Source organism: Variovorax sp. Root411 (assembly GCF_001425205.1).
Taxonomy (GTDB): Bacteria; Pseudomonadota; Gammaproteobacteria; order Burkholderiales; family Burkholderiaceae_C; genus Variovorax.
In genome coordinates, this window is record NZ_LMDW01000001.1 from 1,138,696 (window position 1) to 1,155,300 (window position 16,605).

The 16,605-nt window shown below is 66.6% G+C and carries 18 protein-coding genes and 1 riboswitch; of the genes, 2 read left to right on the forward strand and 16 right to left on the reverse strand.

Annotated features, from left to right (window positions below):
* Positions 1–28: 28 nt before the first annotated feature.
* Positions 29–526 (reverse strand): GNAT family N-acetyltransferase, encoded by a 498-nt coding sequence (locus ASC92_RS05290; RefSeq protein WP_056511235.1) that lies wholly within the window; start codon positions 524–526, stop codon positions 29–31.
* A gap of 48 nt (positions 527–574) precedes the next feature.
* Here ASC92_RS05290 and ASC92_RS05295 point away from each other — a divergent pair, with 48 nt between their 5' ends.
* Positions 575–1,234, forward strand: coding sequence for a DedA family protein (locus tag ASC92_RS05295; protein ID WP_056511237.1), 660 nt, complete (start codon positions 575–577; stop codon positions 1,232–1,234).
* A gap of 65 nt (positions 1,235–1,299) precedes the next feature.
* Here ASC92_RS05295 and ASC92_RS05300 read toward each other — a convergent pair whose 3' ends face one another.
* From ASC92_RS05300 to tsaE, 3 genes are all read right to left on the reverse strand, one after another.
* Positions 1,300–1,587 (reverse strand): glycine zipper domain-containing protein, encoded by a 288-nt coding sequence (locus ASC92_RS05300; protein ID WP_056511894.1) that lies wholly within the window; start codon positions 1,585–1,587, stop codon positions 1,300–1,302.
* 151 nt (positions 1,588–1,738) lie between these two features.
* On the reverse strand, positions 1,739–3,223 hold the full coding sequence (locus ASC92_RS05305; RefSeq protein ID WP_056511240.1) for an N-acetylmuramoyl-L-alanine amidase: 1,485 nt from the start codon (positions 3,221–3,223) through the stop codon (positions 1,739–1,741).
* Positions 3,220–3,726 (reverse strand): tRNA (adenosine(37)-N6)-threonylcarbamoyltransferase complex ATPase subunit type 1 TsaE, encoded by a 507-nt coding sequence (gene tsaE / locus ASC92_RS05310; protein ID WP_007836569.1) that lies wholly within the window; start codon positions 3,724–3,726, stop codon positions 3,220–3,222. The genes ASC92_RS05305 and tsaE overlap by 4 nt, the downstream gene beginning before the upstream one ends.
* Between tsaE and queG the strand changes: the two genes are divergently transcribed.
* A complete protein-coding gene (gene queG, locus ASC92_RS05315; protein ID WP_056511242.1) occupies positions 3,712–4,785 on the forward strand; it encodes a tRNA epoxyqueuosine(34) reductase QueG in 1,074 nt (357 codons plus the stop codon). The genes tsaE and queG overlap by 15 nt on opposite strands.
* A gap of 4 nt (positions 4,786–4,789) precedes the next feature.
* Here queG and arsC read toward each other — a convergent pair whose 3' ends face one another.
* The 12 genes from arsC to ASC92_RS05375 form a co-directional block, all read right to left on the reverse strand.
* Positions 4,790–5,170: an arsenate reductase (glutaredoxin) gene (gene arsC / locus ASC92_RS05320; protein ID WP_056511244.1), complete on the reverse strand. Its 381-nt coding sequence runs from the start codon at positions 5,168–5,170 to the stop codon at positions 4,790–4,792.
* Positions 5,167–5,829 (reverse strand): glutathione S-transferase family protein, encoded by a 663-nt coding sequence (locus ASC92_RS05325; RefSeq protein ID WP_056511247.1) that lies wholly within the window; start codon positions 5,827–5,829, stop codon positions 5,167–5,169. Before ASC92_RS05325 ends, arsC begins: the two co-directional genes overlap by 4 nt.
* Positions 5,830–5,861: 32 nt before the next feature.
* A complete protein-coding gene (locus tag ASC92_RS05330; RefSeq protein ID WP_056511250.1) occupies positions 5,862–6,374 on the reverse strand; it encodes a 6,7-dimethyl-8-ribityllumazine synthase in 513 nt (170 codons plus the stop codon).
* 95 nt (positions 6,375–6,469) lie between these two features.
* Positions 6,470–6,634: riboswitch (FMN riboswitch) on the reverse strand.
* A 104-nt stretch (positions 6,635–6,738) separates the two neighbouring features.
* Positions 6,739–7,830, reverse strand: a complete 1,092-nt coding sequence (locus ASC92_RS05335; protein WP_056511253.1) for a DNA glycosylase AlkZ-like family protein — start codon at positions 7,828–7,830, stop codon at positions 6,739–6,741.
* A gap of 300 nt (positions 7,831–8,130) precedes the next feature.
* Positions 8,131–9,009 (reverse strand): sugar phosphate isomerase/epimerase family protein, encoded by an 879-nt coding sequence (locus ASC92_RS05340; protein ID WP_056511256.1) that lies wholly within the window; start codon positions 9,007–9,009, stop codon positions 8,131–8,133.
* A gap of 6 nt (positions 9,010–9,015) precedes the next feature.
* Positions 9,016–10,203 carry a dihydrodipicolinate synthase family protein gene (locus tag ASC92_RS05345; protein WP_056511259.1) on the reverse strand — a complete coding sequence of 396 codons (1,188 nt, stop codon included), beginning with the start codon at positions 10,201–10,203 and terminating at the stop codon, positions 9,016–9,018.
* 10 nt (positions 10,204–10,213) lie between these two features.
* Positions 10,214–11,377, reverse strand: coding sequence for a Gfo/Idh/MocA family protein (locus ASC92_RS05350; protein WP_056511262.1), 1,164 nt, complete (start codon positions 11,375–11,377; stop codon positions 10,214–10,216).
* Positions 11,378–11,407: 30 nt separating this feature from the next.
* Positions 11,408–12,838 (reverse strand): enolase C-terminal domain-like protein, encoded by a 1,431-nt coding sequence (locus ASC92_RS05355; RefSeq protein ID WP_056511263.1) that lies wholly within the window; start codon positions 12,836–12,838, stop codon positions 11,408–11,410.
* An 11-nt stretch (positions 12,839–12,849) separates the two neighbouring features.
* Positions 12,850–13,629, reverse strand: a complete 780-nt coding sequence (locus ASC92_RS05360) for an ABC transporter ATP-binding protein (protein ID WP_056511266.1) — start codon at positions 13,627–13,629, stop codon at positions 12,850–12,852.
* Between the two features lie 115 nt (positions 13,630–13,744).
* Positions 13,745–14,752, reverse strand: a complete 1,008-nt coding sequence (locus ASC92_RS05365) for an ABC transporter substrate-binding protein (protein ID WP_056511269.1) — start codon at positions 14,750–14,752, stop codon at positions 13,745–13,747.
* A gap of 40 nt (positions 14,753–14,792) precedes the next feature.
* Positions 14,793–15,566 carry an ABC transporter permease gene (locus tag ASC92_RS05370; RefSeq protein ID WP_056511273.1) on the reverse strand — a complete coding sequence of 258 codons (774 nt, stop codon included), beginning with the start codon at positions 15,564–15,566 and terminating at the stop codon, positions 14,793–14,795.
* A gap of 27 nt (positions 15,567–15,593) precedes the next feature.
* Positions 15,594–16,559, reverse strand: coding sequence for a tripartite tricarboxylate transporter substrate binding protein (locus ASC92_RS05375; protein WP_056511276.1), 966 nt, complete (start codon positions 16,557–16,559; stop codon positions 15,594–15,596).
* Positions 16,560–16,605: the final 46 nt, after the last annotated feature.

The window sequence follows — 16,605 nt, forward strand, 5'->3', positions numbered from 1 at the left end:
AAAGCGCGCTCATCCAGGCGCTGGCCAGTTACGGCTGTCGCAATTGCTTGAACATGACGAAGGCATCCACGAAGCCGTGCTGCGGATGCTGGAACGCGCCGGGCAGCGTGCCGACGATGTCAAAGCCCAGCTTGCGCCAGAGATGCACCGCGCCCTCGTTGGTGGACACCACGAAGTTGAACTGCATCGCGCGGAACCCCATGCGCAGCGCCTCCTGCTGCGAGTGTTCGCACAGCGCCGATGCCACACCCATGCCGCGCGCGGCATCGGATACTACGTAGCCGCAGTTGCTCACGTGCGAGCCCTGGCCCGGCTGGTTGGGGCGGATGACGTAGGTGCCCAGCACAGTGCCTTCCTCGTTGCATGCCACGAAGGTTGCGGTGGGCACTTTCGTCCACGAATGGCGTGCCTGCTCTTCGGTCACGTCGGGGGCGTAGGTGTATGTGTCGCCACGGCGGAAGGTCGGTTCGAGGACGGACCAGATGGCGGGCCAGTCCGCATCGGTGGCAGCGCGTATGTGCAGCATTGGGGTGATTCAGGGAGCGTTCGGTTTCCGCAAGGATAATCCGCCCCCATGGAAATCATCAGCTTTCTCGTCGACTTCATCCTTCACGTCGACAAGCACCTCGAAGCCTTCGTCATTGCCTACGGTCCCTGGGTCTACGCGCTGCTGTTCCTCATCGTCTTCGTCGAAACTGGTGCGGTGGTGATGCCGTTCCTGCCCGGGGACTCGCTGCTCTTCATCGTGGGCGCGCTTTGCGGCGTGGGGCTCATGAGCTTTCCGCTGGCCTGCGGGATCCTCATCGCCGCGGCCATCCTGGGCGACCAGTGCAACTATTCGATCGGCCGCTACTTCGGGCCGAAGGTATTCCAGTGGGAGAACTCGCGCTTCTTCAACCGCAAGGCCTTCGACCAGGCCCACGGCTTCTACGAGCGCTATGGCGGCATCACGATCATCCTCGCGCGCTTCATGCCCTTCATTCGCACCTTCGCGCCCTTCGTGGCCGGCGTGGCCGAGATGAGCCGCGCGAAGTTCACCATGTACAACGTGGTCGGGGGGCTCATCTGGGTGCTGGGCATTGCAACAGCGGGTTATTTCTTCGGCAACCTGCCCTTCGTGCGCCAGCATCTGGACAAGATCATCTGGGCGCTGATCTTCGTGCCCGGCCTGCTCGCGATCTTCGGCGCGTGGCGTGCATCGAAGGCGGAGAAGGCGCGCGCGGCGCGGGCCTGACGACCGGCCCTGCGCATCAACGACAAAGCGCGCCAATGGGCGCGCTTTGTCGTTCAGGCTGCGGATCAGTAGTTCGGCCCGTTGCCCGGGTAGTAGCCGCTGCCGCGGGGATAGCGCTGCTGGTTGTAGTAGTTGCGCTCATCGGCACTGCGGCCGACTTGGTTGCCGATGACGCCGCCGATGGCCGCGCCACCCAACGTGCTTGCCGTGTTGCCGCCGATGGCATTGCCCACCAGCGCGCCGCCTACGGCGCCTACCCCAGTCCCGAGATTCTGGTTAGGGCCACTCGCGCAGCCCGCAATCGTCATGACCGAAGTGGCTGCGGCTGCAGCGATCCAGAGACGTGTGTTCATGATGTCCACCTTTCGAGAAGTGATGATTCATCATGTCCGCAAGGCGAGTCCCCGGTGTAGGAGCCTGCCGCACCTGCCTGTGCGGTGTAGCGGGCCGCACGGCGTGGGACGGAAGGGCGTGCTTTGGCTTTACAAAAGCCGCTGCGCGAGATCAGAGCTGCCGGCTGCGCGCCAGAGGCGGGTTCTGGGCGAAATAGCGCTGGATGCCGCGCATCAGCGCATCGGCCAGGTTCTCCTGGTAATCGACACGGCGAAGGTTGGCTTCTTCTTCGGGGTTGCTGATGAAGGCCGTCTCCACCAGCACGCTCGGGATGTCCGGCGCCTTCAGCACCGCGAAGCCGGCCTGTTCGACCTGCCCCTTGTGCAGCCGCGCGCCGATGCCCTTGATCTCGCCGAGCATTGCGCCGCCGAGCTTCAAGCTGTCGTTGATCTGCGCGGTCGTGCTCATGTCGAGCAGCGCGCGCTGTACCTGTGCCTCGTGATTGCCGACGTTCACGCCGCCGACCTTGTCGGCGTCGTTTTCCTTGTTGGCGAGCCAGCGCGCCGCGCTGCTCGACGCGCCGCTCTGGCTCAGCGCGAACACGCTGGCGCCGCGCGCGGCGGGCGTGGTGAAGGCATCGGCATGGATGCTCACGAACAGGTCGGCCTGCACGCGCCGCGCCTTCTGCACGCGCACGCCCAGCGGCACGAAGAAGTCGGCGTCGCGCGTGAGAAACGCGCGCATCGGGCTGCCGTTCACGCTGCTTGCGTTGATGCGCTCGCGCAGCCGGTGCGCCACCTGCAGCACGATGTCTTTCTCGCGCGTGCCGTTGGGGCCGATGGCGCCAGGGTCTTCGCCGCCGTGGCCGGGGTCGAGCGCCACGATGATGATGCGGTCGGTGCGGCTCGCCGTGGCGTCGCCGCGTCCGGCGGCCACCGGCGGCGCGACGGGCCTGGAAGGTGTCGCGGCCACCGCAGGCGGCGGGGGAGTCAGGGGCACGGGCAGCCCCGCCGGGCGCTCGCTGCCGGCCACCACGGGCGGCGGCGGTGCGGGAGGGCCGGGACGCACCGATTGCTGTGCCATCAGGTCGCCCAGCGGATCGATGGCGGTCGGGGCGGGGCGCGCCGGTGCGGGCGGTGCGCCGGCCACGGCCGGGGAGCTGTTGTTGTTGCCGCCGCGGGGCGCATCGCGCAGGCGCTCGGCGATCAGCGCTTCCATCGGATCGACCGCCTGCTCGGGATACAGGTCGAGCACCAACCGGTGCTTGTATGCAGCCACGGGCGCGAGCGAGAACACCTGCGGCACCACGGCCTGCTTCAGGTCGAAAACGATGCGCACCACCTTCGGCGCGTTCTGGCCGACGCGCAGGCCGTTGATGTACGGGTCACCCGGCTTGATCTTGCCGACCAGCTCGCGCAGCTCGGGGCTGAGCTCGATGCCTTCGATGTCGACGGCCAGCCGTGGCGGGCTGCCGACCACGAGCTGCTGCGAACTGAGCCGCGCATCGGACTCGATGGTCACGCGCGTGTAGTCGGCCGCCGGCCAGACGCGCACCGCGAGGATGCTGGCGCCGCGCGCGATCTGGTGCACGCCGAGCATCAGCGCGATGCTGCCGCCCTGCAGCAGCACGCGCCGTTTCAGGCCGCGCGCCTTCATGCGGCAGTGCGCGCCAGCAGATCGCTGCCGCGAGGGGTGTTCGCGAGAAGGGTCACGCTGCGTGTGTCGTCGGTCATTGCTTCTATTTTAATAGCGAGGTCGGCAACTGGTGTGCGGCCCGCGGCGTTTTCCGGCCATTCGGCCAGCTTGAGGCCCGGTCCCGCGAAGATGTCGCGGAAGCCGGCGTCGTCCCATTCGCGCGGATCGGCGAAGCGGTAGAAATCGAAATGGAAGATCTGCAGGCCGTCGGGCGCCTCGTGGGGCTCGACCACCGCGTAGGTGGGGCTCTTGATGCGGCCCGCGATGCCGAGCGCGCGCAGCAGGTGGCGCACGAAGGTGGTCTTGCCGGCGCCGAGGTCGCCTTGCAGCGCAATGAAAGCGTCGCGCAATGCGGGCGAAGCGGCCAGCGATCGCGCGAAGGCGTCGGTGTCGGCTTCGCTGCACCAGCGCAGGATGCGGGTGTTCTTGTGCGTTTCTACAATCGGCAAGTGATCGTCAGCCATCCACTCGTTGTTCGTATTCAGGCTTTGGCCCGGGAACTCGGATTCTCCCAAATCGGAATCGCGGGCGTCGATCTATCGAGCGCCGAGGACGGTCTGATGCAATGGCTGGCCCAAGGGTTCCATGGCGAAATGCAATACATGGCAACACACGGCACGCGCCGCGCCCGTCCGGCCGAACTGGTGCCGGGCACGGTGAGCGTGATCACCGCGCGCATGGACTACCTGCCGCGCAGCACCGGGCCCGAGTGGCAGGCCATCGAGTTCGATCGGCTCACGCGGCCCGGCGAAGCCATCGTTTCGGTCTATGCGCGCGGCCGCGACTACCACAAGGTGCTGCGCAACCGCCTCGCAAAACTGGCCGAGCGCATCGCGGAAGAGGTCGGGCCTTTCGGCCACCGCGCCTTCACCGACTCGGCCCCCGTGCTCGAAGCCGAGCTGGCCTCGCGCAGCGGGCAAGGCTGGCGCGGCAAGCACACGCTGATACTGGACCGCAACGCGGGCTCGATGTTCTTCCTGGGCGAGATCTACGTCGACATGGAACTGCCGCCGAGCGAGCCCGTCACGGCGCACTGCGGCAGCTGCAGCGCCTGCATCGACATCTGCCCCACGCGAGCCATTGTCGCGCCGCAGCGGCTGGATGCGCGGCGCTGCATCTCGTACCTCACCATCGAGCACGGCGGGCCCATTCCGCTGGAGCTGCGGCCGCTGATGGGCAACCGCATCTACGGTTGCGACGACTGCCAGCTGATCTGCCCCTGGAACAAGTTCGCGAAGAAGAGCGAGCTGCCCGACTTCGATGCGCGCGAAGGGCTCACGGGGCGCACGCTGGCCGAGCTTTTTGCGTGGACGGAAGAAGATTTCTTGCGCCGCACCGAGGGCAGTCCCATTCGCCGCATCGGGCATGAGCGCTGGCTGCGCAACATCGCCGTGGCACTGGGCAACGCGGCGAGAGCGGGCGAGACCGGTGCGCTGGAGGCGCTGGCGACACGCGCCGGGCATTCGAGCGAACTCGTGCGCGAGCATGTCGCGTGGGGCCTGGCGCAGCAGGCCGCGGGCTGACGCTTCAGGCCGGCAGGATCTCGCGCACGCGCTCCCACGGCCGGCACATCAGCGTGCCGCGCGGAGACACCACGATGGGCCGCTGCAGCAGGATCGGATGCTCGACGATGGCGTCGAACAGCTGGTCGTCGGTCCATTTCGGATCGGCCAGCTTCAGTTCTTCGTATGGCGCTTCCTTGGCGCGCAGCAGATCGCGCGCGCCCATGTTCATCGCCTTCGCCAGTTCGCGCAGCTTCTTCTTCGATGGCGGCGTCTCCAGGTACAGCACGATCTCGGGCTCCACGCCGCTTTCGCGGATCAGCGACAGCACGTTGCGCGAGGTGCTGCAGTTGGGCTTGTGATAGATCGTCATCGGATAGGCGGTGGTCGGTGTGCGTGCGGTCATGGGGTCGAAGGGGTCGTGGTGAAGGTAAAGCGCGCCGCCCAGAAGTCTGCCAGCCGCGGGTCGGCATCCACGAGGCGAACCACCCGGGCCATGCGCGGCGCCACGCGGTAGAAGCGCCTGCGCCGCGGCGTCCAGCGCGACATCACGGTCACGTACAGGTCAAGCATGCTCAGCCTCTCGCCGAGCAGGTAGGGCGCGGGCTCGTCGATCTGCGTGTCCATCAGGTGCCAGCAGTGCGCGATGCGCTCGGCGGTGCGTTCTAGCATCACGGCCTGCGCGGCCGGGTCGGGCGTAAGGCGCGTGGGTTCGTCGCGCACCCAGAACAGCGAATAGATGGACGCCGACAGGTAGACCATCCAGCGCAGGTAGCGCGCGCGCAGCGGATCGCCGGGCGCGGGGCAGAGCCCGGCCTCGGGGTAGCGGTCGCCGAGCCAGATCAGGATGGCCGCGCTCTCGGTCATCAACTCGCCCGAGGGCAGCACGAGGGCGGGCACCTGCCGCATCGGATTGATGCCCGACATGCGTTCGCGCTCGGCCTCGCTTTCCCAGGGGGAGATCTCGACGGTTTCGACCTGCGCGCCGATCAGCGTCAGCGCGGCGTGAATGGGCGTGGCGCCCGAACCGGGCGCGCCGTAGAGGGTGTAGCGGTCTTCGCTCATCCGCCCAGATTACTGCAGGCTTGCGCCTGTTGTCACGCCGCCAGCAGCGCGTCGACCTTCTTCAGTCCTTCGAGCGTCTTGAAGCAGGCCTCGGCCACTTCCGTGCCCTTGACCGCGAAGTGGCGGTGGAAGTACTTGCGGTGCTCCACGTGCTCGTGGAAATGATGCGGCGTGAGCACGGCCGAGAAGATCGGCACGTCGGTTTCCAGTTGCAGCGACATCAGCGTGCTGACCACCGTGTTCGCCACGAACTCGTGGCGGTAGATGCCACCGTCGGCCACCAGCGCGCAGCCGATGATGGCCGCGTACTTGCCCGAGTTGGCGAGCCGCTTGGCATGCAGCGGGATTTCGAAGGCGCCCGGCACGTCGAAGATGTCGATGCGTTCGCGGGCCACGCCAAGGCGCGCCATTTCTTCGAGGAAGGCGTCGCGTGCCTGGTGGACGATGTCCGAATGCCATTGCGCTTCGACGAAGGCGATGCGCTCGCCGCGCGATGCATTCGACGCGGTGATGGCGGAGAGGGGAAGGTCGTTGATCTGACTCATGGTGTGCCTCTGAAAGCAGGTTTCCTGAATCAGGGCGCACGAAACCGCAAGGCAGGCCGCGCGCTCACGGCAGAGCGCGCGGGCTTGCCCGCATTTCGCGCTCTCTTTCATCCGGACTGTGACCGTCGGCTTCGGAATCGCACCGAAATCTGCTGACCCCTTGGCCTGCTTGCGCAGGCCTCAGGCGCTCGCGGGCTTGTGCGGTTTTTTACGCCGCCATCACCGCCGGTGGGGAATTGCACCCCGCCCTGAGAACGCTTGCCGTCCGGCGAACCGGACAACGGCGCGATTCTAGAAGCCCGTTGTCGCGCGGGGTTGTCGCCCGCGCGCCAGACCTTCGGGCGCAAGGGGATTTTGTCCGGGCTCAGCGCCCGGCCAGGAACTGCGTCATGCGGTGCAGTTCGTCGTCGAGCGCCGCGCGGAAGGCCGCGTCGCGTGGTTTCTTGCCGGCATAGCCGAAAGCCGGCTGCAGCCGGCCCTCGGGCGCCGTCACGTTGGCCCAGCCGATCACTCGGTCGTGATGCAGCATCGGCAGCGCGTAGTAGCCGAACTGGCGCTTGGGTGCCGGCGTGTAGGCCTCGAACTTGTACGTCCAGTCCCAGAGCAGCTCGAAGCGGCGGCGGTCCCACACGACGGGATCGAACGGCGCCAGCAGGCGCACCGCGTCGTCGGGGTCGTGCCGGCGCGAGACGGGGTTCTCGTCCGCGGGCCAGTACCACGTGGTGCCGTCGATGCGGCAGCTCGCGAGTTCTTCGCGGGCGATGCGCAGGGCCGCCTGCGTCTGCTGCGACAGGTGCGGCGCGCCATAGCCGAGCAGCCGCACGAGGTACGTCAGGCTCGCGGCCGGCAGCGGCGCGTACTTGCGCACCACGAGTTCGATCAGCGCGGCGGCGCGTTGGGCGCGGCCGGCGGGGCTGTCGTCGGCGGGCTGGTGCGTCACGGCTTCGTAGACGCGCGTGCCGCTGTCGCGCCGCACCACGCGCAGCATGCCGCGATAGTGCATCTCGTCGAGCAGGTGCGTGGTCGCGTTGCTGGAACCGCCCCAGTAGTTCTTGATGCGGCCGTGCGCGAAGTGCTGCTCCACCTGGCGCGGGTGCACCGGGCCGTGTTCTCGCACGTAGGCGAGCACATCGGCTGCCTTGCGCCGCGTGTCGGCGTCCCATGCGCGCTTGGCTTCGCGCGGATGCATCAGCGCCAAGTGTTCGCGCGGCAGGAAGCCGTAGTTGACGAGGCAGTCTTCTTCCACCGCGAGACGGGTGTAGCGGCTTTCGAGATCGCCTGCGCGGTAGTCTTTCACGCGATGGCGCAGCGTGAGGTCTTGTGCGCGCGCCGGGGCGCGGATCGGATCGGCTTGCACGAAGCCGAGTTGGCGGATTGCGGAGGGCAGCGTCGTGGGCTTGAAGAGGGTGCGCGCTATTGCATAGCGGCGCAGGTCGTCGAGGGTCGGGGTGGCCATGGGCGAATTGCAGCACAGGTGGCTGCTGTTCAGGGGGCCGTTCAGGGCGCGCTCACGCCGCCGGGGTGCCTTGCTCCGCGAATGTCCCCCGCTTCGCTCCTCCTTTATTTCGCTGCGCAAGGCACCCCATCGGCGTGATCGATCAGCAGAGCGGTTGAACCGCCGACGCAAGCAGAGCGTTCACTGTGCACAGGGCATCGGGTGCTCCCCGCAGCGAAATAAAGGAGGAGCGAAGCGGGGGACATTCGCGCAGGGGAGTACCCGGTGGCCTGTGCACGCGCCCCGAAACTGAACCTGCGTCTAGACGGCCTCCTTGTGTCGCTCAATACAGACGTCCAATGTCTCCGCACCGGCCCGTTGCCACCAGTCGAGGTTCGAGAAGATCTCGACCTCGCTGAACCCCGCGAAGCCCGCATCCTCGACCCAGCCGCGAATCTTCTTCAGCTCGACCACGCCGTCACCCATCATCCCGCGGTCGGAGAGCAGATCGCGCGTGGGCGTGAGCCAGTCGCAGACGTGGTAGGCCAGCAAGCGTTCGCGGCCGGCGCGGGCGATCTGCTGCTGCAGCTTCGGGTCCCACCACACGTGGTAGATGTCGAGCGCCACGCCGAGCATGCCGCTCTTGCCCGCGTCGAGTTCGTCGCAGAGGTCGAGCGCGTGTTCGAGCGTATTGATACACGCGCGATCGGCTGCCTGCATCGGGTGCAGGGGCTCGATGGCGAGCGGCATGCCGACCTCGCGGGCATATTCGAGCGATGCGGCGATGCCGTCGCGTACTTCGCCGCGCGCACGGCCGATGTCCTTGTAAGCGGCCTTGCCTTCGAACGCACCTGGCAGCGCGCCGACCACGAGCACGAGGCAGGGGGCATCGAGCGTCTTCGCCTCGTCGATGGCCCGGCGGTTGTCGTCGAGCGCGGCCTTCAGGCCAGCGGCGTCGGGAGCGGGGAAGAAGCCACCGCGGCAATAGCCCGACAGGCCGATGCCGTGCGTCTTCAGCTGCCTGGCCACCTTGTCGAGCCCGACGGTCGCCACCTGGTCGCGCCAGGGGCTGATGGCGCGGATGCCGCGTTCGGCGCACTGGTCGATGATGCGGTCGAGCGGCACCTCGGAGCCCGATTGCTTGCGGATCGTCGCGGTGTTGATCGACAGCCAGTCGTGGTTCTGCGAGAAATCGCGCATGTTGCTTCAACCTTCCACGCCGTGCAGGGCCAGCAGTGTCTTCATGCGCCGAACGGCCAGCTCGGGCTGCTCCAGCAGGTTCGCCGCATCGGCCAGCCGGAACAGTTCGGCAAAGTGCGGGAGCGAACGCGTGCTCTGCTGGCCGCCTACCATCGTGAAGTGTTTCTGGTGGCCGTTGAGCCACGCCATGAACACCACGCCGGTCTTGTAGAAGCGCGTGGGCGCCGCGAAGATGTGGCGCGACAGCGGGACCGTGGGGCCGAGGATGGCGTGGAACTTCGCGGTGTGGCCCTGAGCGAGCGCGCCGAGCGCGGCGCTGGCGGCCGGTGCGATGGCGTCGAAGATTCCGAGCAGCGCATCGCTCTTGCCGTGCGTGGGCTCGTCACCGAAGCCGTCGCCTGCGATCAGCTCGGCGTAGTTGAAGTCGTCGCCCGTGTACATGCGAACACCGGCTGGCAGCCGTCGGCGCATCGCGATTTCCTTGTCTTTGTCGAGCAGCGAAATCTTGATGCCGTCGACCTTGTCCGGATGCGCCGCGATGATGCCCACGGCGGTGTCCATTGCCGCGTCGATATCCTTCGTGCCCCAATAGCCGGCCAGCGCCGGGTCGAACATGTCGCCGAGCCAGTGCAGCACCACCGGCTGCTTTGCCTGACGCAGGATGCGGTCGTACACGCGCTCGTAGTCGGCGGGGCTATTGGCAACGCGGGCCAGCGCGCGGCTGGCCATCACGATCAGCTTGCCGCCGAGCGCCTCTATGGCGGCCATCTGCTCTTCGTAGCCGCGGATCACGTCGTCCACGCTCTTCACGTCGTCGATGTTGAGGTGATCGGTGCCGCAGCCCGAGGCCACCAGCGCACCCGGCACGTCTCGGGCCGCATCGAGCGAGCGGCGGATCAGCTCGAGCGAGGTAGGCCAGTCCAGGCCCATGCCGCGCTGCGCGGTGTCCATGGCCTCGGCCACGCCAAGACCCAGCGAGAACAGGTGGCGGCGGTAGGCGATGGTGGTGTCCCAGTCGACCGCCGATTGCAGCCACGGGTCGATGGCCGCGAGCGGGTCGGCGACGACGTGCGCGGCCGAGTAGGCGATGCGGTTGAACTTGACGCCCGCATCGGGCTTTACCGGTGCGGTGCCGCGCAGGGCATAGGGCGCGAGCGCGCCGCTCGCAGTGGGAAGAGTCAGCGCAAGAGCCATGTCGCGAACCTCAGACCTTCAGCGCGGGCACGTCGACCCAGCGGCGGTCCTTCCACGACGCGAGCGCGGCCTCGACCAGCTGCACGCCCTTGGCGCCTTCGGGCAGCGTCCACTTGTAGGGCTCGTTCTCGACCACGTGGCGAATGAAGTGCTCCCACTGGATCTTGAAGCCGTTGTCGTAGACCTGCGAGTCCGGAATCTCCTGCCACTGGTCGAAGAAATTCATCATCTGCTTTTCGTCGGGGTTCCACACCGGGCGCGGCGTGGCCACGCGCGACTGGGCGCGGCAGCTCGACAGGCCCGCCACGGCGGAGCCATCGGTGCCGTCGACATGGAAGGTCACGAGGTCGTCGCGGCGCACGCGCGTCGCCCAGCTCATGTTGATTTGCGCGATCACCGGCTCGCCGTTGTGGCCCGTGAGTTCGCAGGTGGCATAGGCCGCATCGTCGGCGGTGGCCTCGTAGGGCTGACCGGCTTCGTCCCAGCGCTTGGGAATGTGAGTGGCGCCTATGCACGACACAGCTTTCACTTCGCCGAACAGGTTGTCCAGCACGTAGCGCCAGTGGCACATCATGTCCAGGATCATGCCGCCGCCGTCTTCCTTGCGGTAGTTCCAGCTCGGGCGCTGGATGGGCTGCAGGTCGCCCTCGAACACCCAGTAGCCGAACTCCAGGCGCACGCTGAGCATGCGGCCGAAGAAGCCCGCGCGGCGCAGCATGTCGAGCTTGCGCAGGCCCGGGAGAAAGAGCTTGTCCTGCACCGCGCCATGCTTCAGGCCGGAGCCTTCTGCCAGGCGCGCGATCTCGACGGCTTCGTTCAGGTTGGTGGCGATCGGCTTTTCGCAGTACACGTGCTTGCCGGCGCGGATGGCCTTGGCCAGCAGCGTGGGGCGCATCTGCGTGGTGCCGGCGTCGAAGAAGATGGTGTCGTCCTTGTTCTCCAGCGCCTTGTCGAGGTCGGTGCCCCAGCGCGCGATGTGGTGGGCCTTGGCGAGCGCTTCCATCTTCTCGGCGTTGCGGCCGATGAGGATCGGATCGGGCATCACCTTGTCGCCGTTCGACAGCGTCACGCCGCCTTGCGCGCGAATGGCGCAGATCGAGCGGATCAGGTGCTGGTTCATGCCCATGCGGCCGGTGACGCCGTGCATGATGATTCCTAGACGTTGGGTGGCCATCGTTTTGTTCCTTGGGATACGGGAGGGGCTTCAGTAGACGGAACGCATGGCGTCCCACGAGATGCCGGCGCCGGGTCTGCCGGTGGCAAAACCGGGTGTGGAGGCGAGCGACGACACGTTGAGCTGTCCGTCGCGGATGGCGAGGCGCACGGCGCTGTCGCTGGTTTCGTACAGGCCGGGGTGCAGCTTCTGCAAAGACTGCTGCTCCGCCTCGGGCACGGCCGCGAGGCCGTTGACGTAGTGGTGGCCGTTGCGCTCGACGTGCGAGAGGCCGAGCCAGCCGACGAGTGCAAGGTCTTGCTGCACGCCAACGCCGGCCTGCATGGTGAGGTCTTCGCCGGAAAGAAAATAGCGTGAGCTTTTTTCCGCCGCGTTCCAGTGCACGCAGCGTGCCGCATTGACCACTGACTTGTAGAAGCCTTTGCAGCTCTTGCTCGACACGCCGGTGTAGCCAAGCGCGCGGGCCCGCACGAAGGCGTCGAGCGTGCCGTCTGATTCGTCGATGAGCAATGGAATGCGCTTGCCGAGCGCGGACACGTCGCGCTGCAGCGCCGCGTCGCGGCGGATCGGCTGCTCGACGAAGACGGTCTTTTGCGCGAGCTCCCAGAGCACGGGCGTGGACAGCATGCGGTCGAGGAAGATGGCGAACGCATCGGCGTCGGCGTACTGCTCGTTGCCATCGAGCGTCACGAGCAGGGCATGGCCATCGATGACGCGGGCGATGCGTTCGAGGCGTGCAATGTCCTGCGCGATGTCGCCGCACAGCTTGAGCTTGAAGTGCGTGAGGCCGTAGCGGCGAACGGCGGCTTCGAGCGTCGTCGGAAGGCCGTCGGCGGGGGCGCCAGGCAGGGCGTCGTAGTCGTCGATGGCATCGGCGAGGCCCACCGTGTGGCGCGCCGCGATGCGCGTGCGCGGCGACTGCTTCGCCAGGAAGGCTGGCATGTCGAAGCCGGCGAGGTCATCGGCCAGGCCGCTGCCTGCGACGTCGATGCCGCAGAGGTTGCCGCTCATGGCCGTCGCGAAGCTCGCGCCGCTGTGCAGGCACAGCGCGTCGAGCAGTGCGCGATCGATCAGCGCCGGGCCGTAGCTGGCCACCAGAGGTCGCAGGCCCTTGGCCTTGGCGAGTGACTGCAGCGCCTCGTAGTTGGAGGCGAAGTGCGTCCACGCGGTCTGCGCGTCGGGCTCGGCGATATAGGCCTCGCGCGCATCGCGCAACGCGAAGCGCAATTGCTCGAAGTTCTGTTCATTGGTGAGCGTCGGGTTCTTGTCGAACCACTTGGGCACCATCATCTCGGCGGCACAGCCCTCGGCCGTGCGGCCATTCGAAAAGCGGATGCGGGCTTTCACATAAACCTGCGGGCAAGCCGTGACGGTGGCCGCACCGAAGCGGAACGGCAGCCGCAGCGTCACGTCGCGCTCGGCGAAGTGGATCTCTTCGATGTGAAAGCGGATTGCATCCATGGCCGGTGCCTTCAGTGGTCCAGGATGCCTTGCGAGAAGAAATGCGCGCGCACAATCTTCGTGTACGCGCCGAACTCTGCCGAGCCCATCATGTCGAGCGTGCGGGGGCGCGGCAGGTCGATGTCGTACACAGCGGCGATCGAACCTGGCCGCTCGCTCATCACGATCACGCGGTCCGACAGAAAGATCGCCTCGGGAATGCTGTGGGTGATCAGCATCACCGTCTTCTTCGATGCCATCCAGATGCGCTGCAGCTCGAGGTTCATCTTCTCGCGCGTCATCGCGTCGAGCGCGCCGAAGGGCTCGTCCATCAGCAGCACCGACGGGTCGTGCAGCAGCGCGCGGCAGATCGAGGCGCGTTGCTGCATGCCGCCCGAGAGCTGCCAGGGGTACTTGCCCTCGAAGCCCTTGAGGCCGGCCATCTCCATCAGCTCGCGTGCGCGGGCCTGCGATGACGCCCTGGGCAGGTGGCGCATCTCGGCCTGCAGCAGGATGTTGTCTTCCACGCTGCGCCAGGGCAGCAGCACCGCGCTCTGGAATACGATGCCCACGTCCTTCTGCGGACCCTTGATCGGCTTGCCCGCCAGCGTGAGCTCGCCGCCGCTGATGGGCAGCAGGCCCGCCACCATCTTCAGCAGCGTGCTCTTGCCGCAGCCCGAGGGGCCGACGACGGAGACAAACTCGCCTTCCTTGACGGAGAAGGCTAGAGGCCTGAGCGACTCGACGGGGCCATCCTTGCTTTGGTAGGTCTTCGAGACGCCTCGCGCTTCGATCAGGATATCAGTGGGCATCGAGCTTTGCGTTTTCGGGGAACACCGCGGGACCGGCTTTGCAGGGCCGCAGGTGCTGCCCCCGGTAGGGGTAGGCGAAGCGACACGAAGTGCGCGCAACCTGGGGGCGAGCCAATCAGGGCAAGAAATCCAGCGTCACGTAGTCCTCGGGCTTGCCGCGCGTCGACGGGTCCATGCCGCCGTACTGCACCAGCAGGTCGAGCGAGTCGTTCACGTTTTTCATCGCCACGCGGAACGGGCGCTGGTTGGCCGTTTCCTTCGTGTGATAGAGCGCCACGCTCTGCTTCATGCCTACGATCAGCGTGTCGCGCACGCCAGCTTTAGGGTTGGCCTTGAGCATCGCATCGACCGCGGCCTCGGGGCTCTTCTCGGCGGCTTCGGCGGCCTTGGTCGAGGCGCGCATGAAGCGCTTCACGAGGTCGGGGTTCTCCGTCAGCAGGTTCTTGTTGGCGATGATCCCGGAGCTGATCTGGTTCACGCCCGAGTCGGCGAAGCGGATCGGCGTCACAGGCTTGCCAGTGGCGTCCTGCAGCTTGATCGCCTGATCCATCACATAGCCCAGCAGCAGGTCGGCTTGGCCGCTGGTCACTGCATTGAGCTTGGTCTGGGCATCGCCCGAGACGATCTTCACCTGGTCCGGCGAGATGTTGTTGACCTTGAGGAACAGCGGCCACATCTGCGACATCGAGTCGCCGGGCGTGACGGCCACGGTCTTGCCGACGATGTCCTTCGGCGCCCTGACGTTCTTCTCGGTGAAGCCCATGACCGACATCGGGCTCACCTGGAACAGCACGCCGGTCGACTTCAGCGGCGCGCCCTTGGCGGCGGCCTTGATCATGGTCGTGACGTCGATGTAGCCGAAGGTGGCCGACTTGGCGGCCACCGCTTGCGCGGTGACGGCGGAGCCGCGGCCTTCCTGGATGTCGAGGTCGATACCCTCGTCGGCGTAGAAGCCCTTTTCCTTGCCGAGGAAGAAGGGCGCGTGCTCGCTGTACAGGTACCAGTTGAGCATCAGCGTGACCTTGTCCTTGGGCTTGTCGACCTGGGCATGGGCGGGTGCGATGGCAAACGTGGCCAGTGCGGTCACAGCGACGGCAAGCATCGAGGGAAGCAGTTTCTTCATGGCGTTGTCTCCGGAAGTTTTGTAGATGTGACGAAGGAACTCATTGCACGTGGCGCTGCGAGGCGTGCCACGGAATCATCACGCGCTCGACCAGGTCGACGGCGACGAAAAGGATCACGCCGATGCTCGACAGCACGACCAGCGCGGCGAACATCAGCGGCAGGTCGAAGTTGCCGTTGGCCACCTGCAGCACATAGCCGATGCCCGAGTTGGAGCCGACGAACTCGCCGACCACCGCGCCCACCACAGCCAGCGTGACCGACACCTTCAGGCCGCTGAAGATCGCGGGCATGGCTTGCGGCAGGCTGATCTTGAAGAAGGTCTGCAGCCGGCTCGCGCCCATCGAGCGGGCCAGGTCGAGCATGTCTGGCTCGACCGACTTGAAGCCCATCACCGTGGACACCACCACAGGGAAGAAGCCCAGCAGGAAGGCGCTGATCACCTTCGGGAAGATGCCGAAGCCGAACCACACCACGAACAGCGGCGCAATCGCTACCTTCGGAATGCTCTGCGAGAACACCAGCAGCGGGTAGACGTACGACTCGACGACGCGCGAGTAGGCGATGACCATCGCGATCGGAATGCCGATCAGGATCGTCAGACCGAAGCCGCCGAGCGTGGCGAGCGTGGTCTTCCAGCTCTCGCCGAGCAGGCGCGGCCATTCGGCAATGAGCTGCTTCACGACCTCCCACGGCGGCGGAATCAGGTAGGCCGGAATCCTGAAGAGCCGGATCGCCAGGTCCCACAGCACCAGCAGCAACAGGATCAGGATGAAAGGGCGCAGGGCCGGAGAGAGCAGGAGCTTGCGGAGCATGGCGGGTATCGAAGCGTGCGTGCGTGTCTACTGCTGGACCGACAGGCCGGCGGCCTTCACAAGTTGCGCGTTGCTCGCGATCTCTTCCTTGATGTAGGCATCGAACTGCTCGGGCCTGAGCGTCCATGCGTCGGCGCCGAGCTTGGCGAAGCGCTCCTTCACCTCGGGTGAGGCCAGGGCCTTCGCCACTTCGGCGTTCAGCCGCTCGACGATGTCGCGCGGGGTCTTGGCGGGTGCCATCATCCCGATCCAGAAGTTGAATTCGGAGCCGGGCACGCCAGCCTCGGTGGTCGTGGGCACATCGGGCAGGGCGGCGGCGCGCTTGGGCGAACCGACGGCCAGCGCCAGCAGCTGGCCTTCCTTGATCTGGCCGATGACCGGTGCGATGGGCGAAAAGTAATAGTCGACGCGGCCCGAGAGCACCTCGGTGACGGCCTCGCCCGATCCCTTGAAGGGAATGTTGGTGGCGTCCATCTTCGCGGCAATCTTGAATTTCTCGGCGTTCAGGTGTGTGGCGCTGCCTTGGCCGGCAGAGGCGAAGTTCATGCTGCCGGGCTTGGCGCGCGCGGCGGCAAGCAGCTGCGGCAGCGTCTTGATGTTCTTCGTGGGTGAGATGACCAGCGCGTTGGGCAGCGAAGAGATGGGCGTAACGCCCGCGAAGTCGTGCAGCGTGTCGAAGGGCAGCTTGGCGAAGGTCGAGGGGCTCACCGTATGCGACGACGAGTGGATCATCACCGTGTAGCCGTCGGGCGCGGCCGTGGCCACGGCTTGTTGGCCAATGGTGCCGCTCGCACCACCTCGGTTGTCGATGACCAGCGTCTGGCCCATGCTCAGGCTCATCTTGTCTGTGATGGCGCGCGCAATGATGTCGGTGGTGCTGCCGGCCGCGAAGGGCACGACCACGCGGATCGGCTTGCTGGGGTAGGCGCCCTGCGCGGAGGCCACGCACGGCAGCAGGGTAAGGACGCAGGTCAGCGAGGCAAGGAACTTCATGGAATGTCTCCGCGCGGTCGGGTCGTCTTCTCGAATCGATCAATTC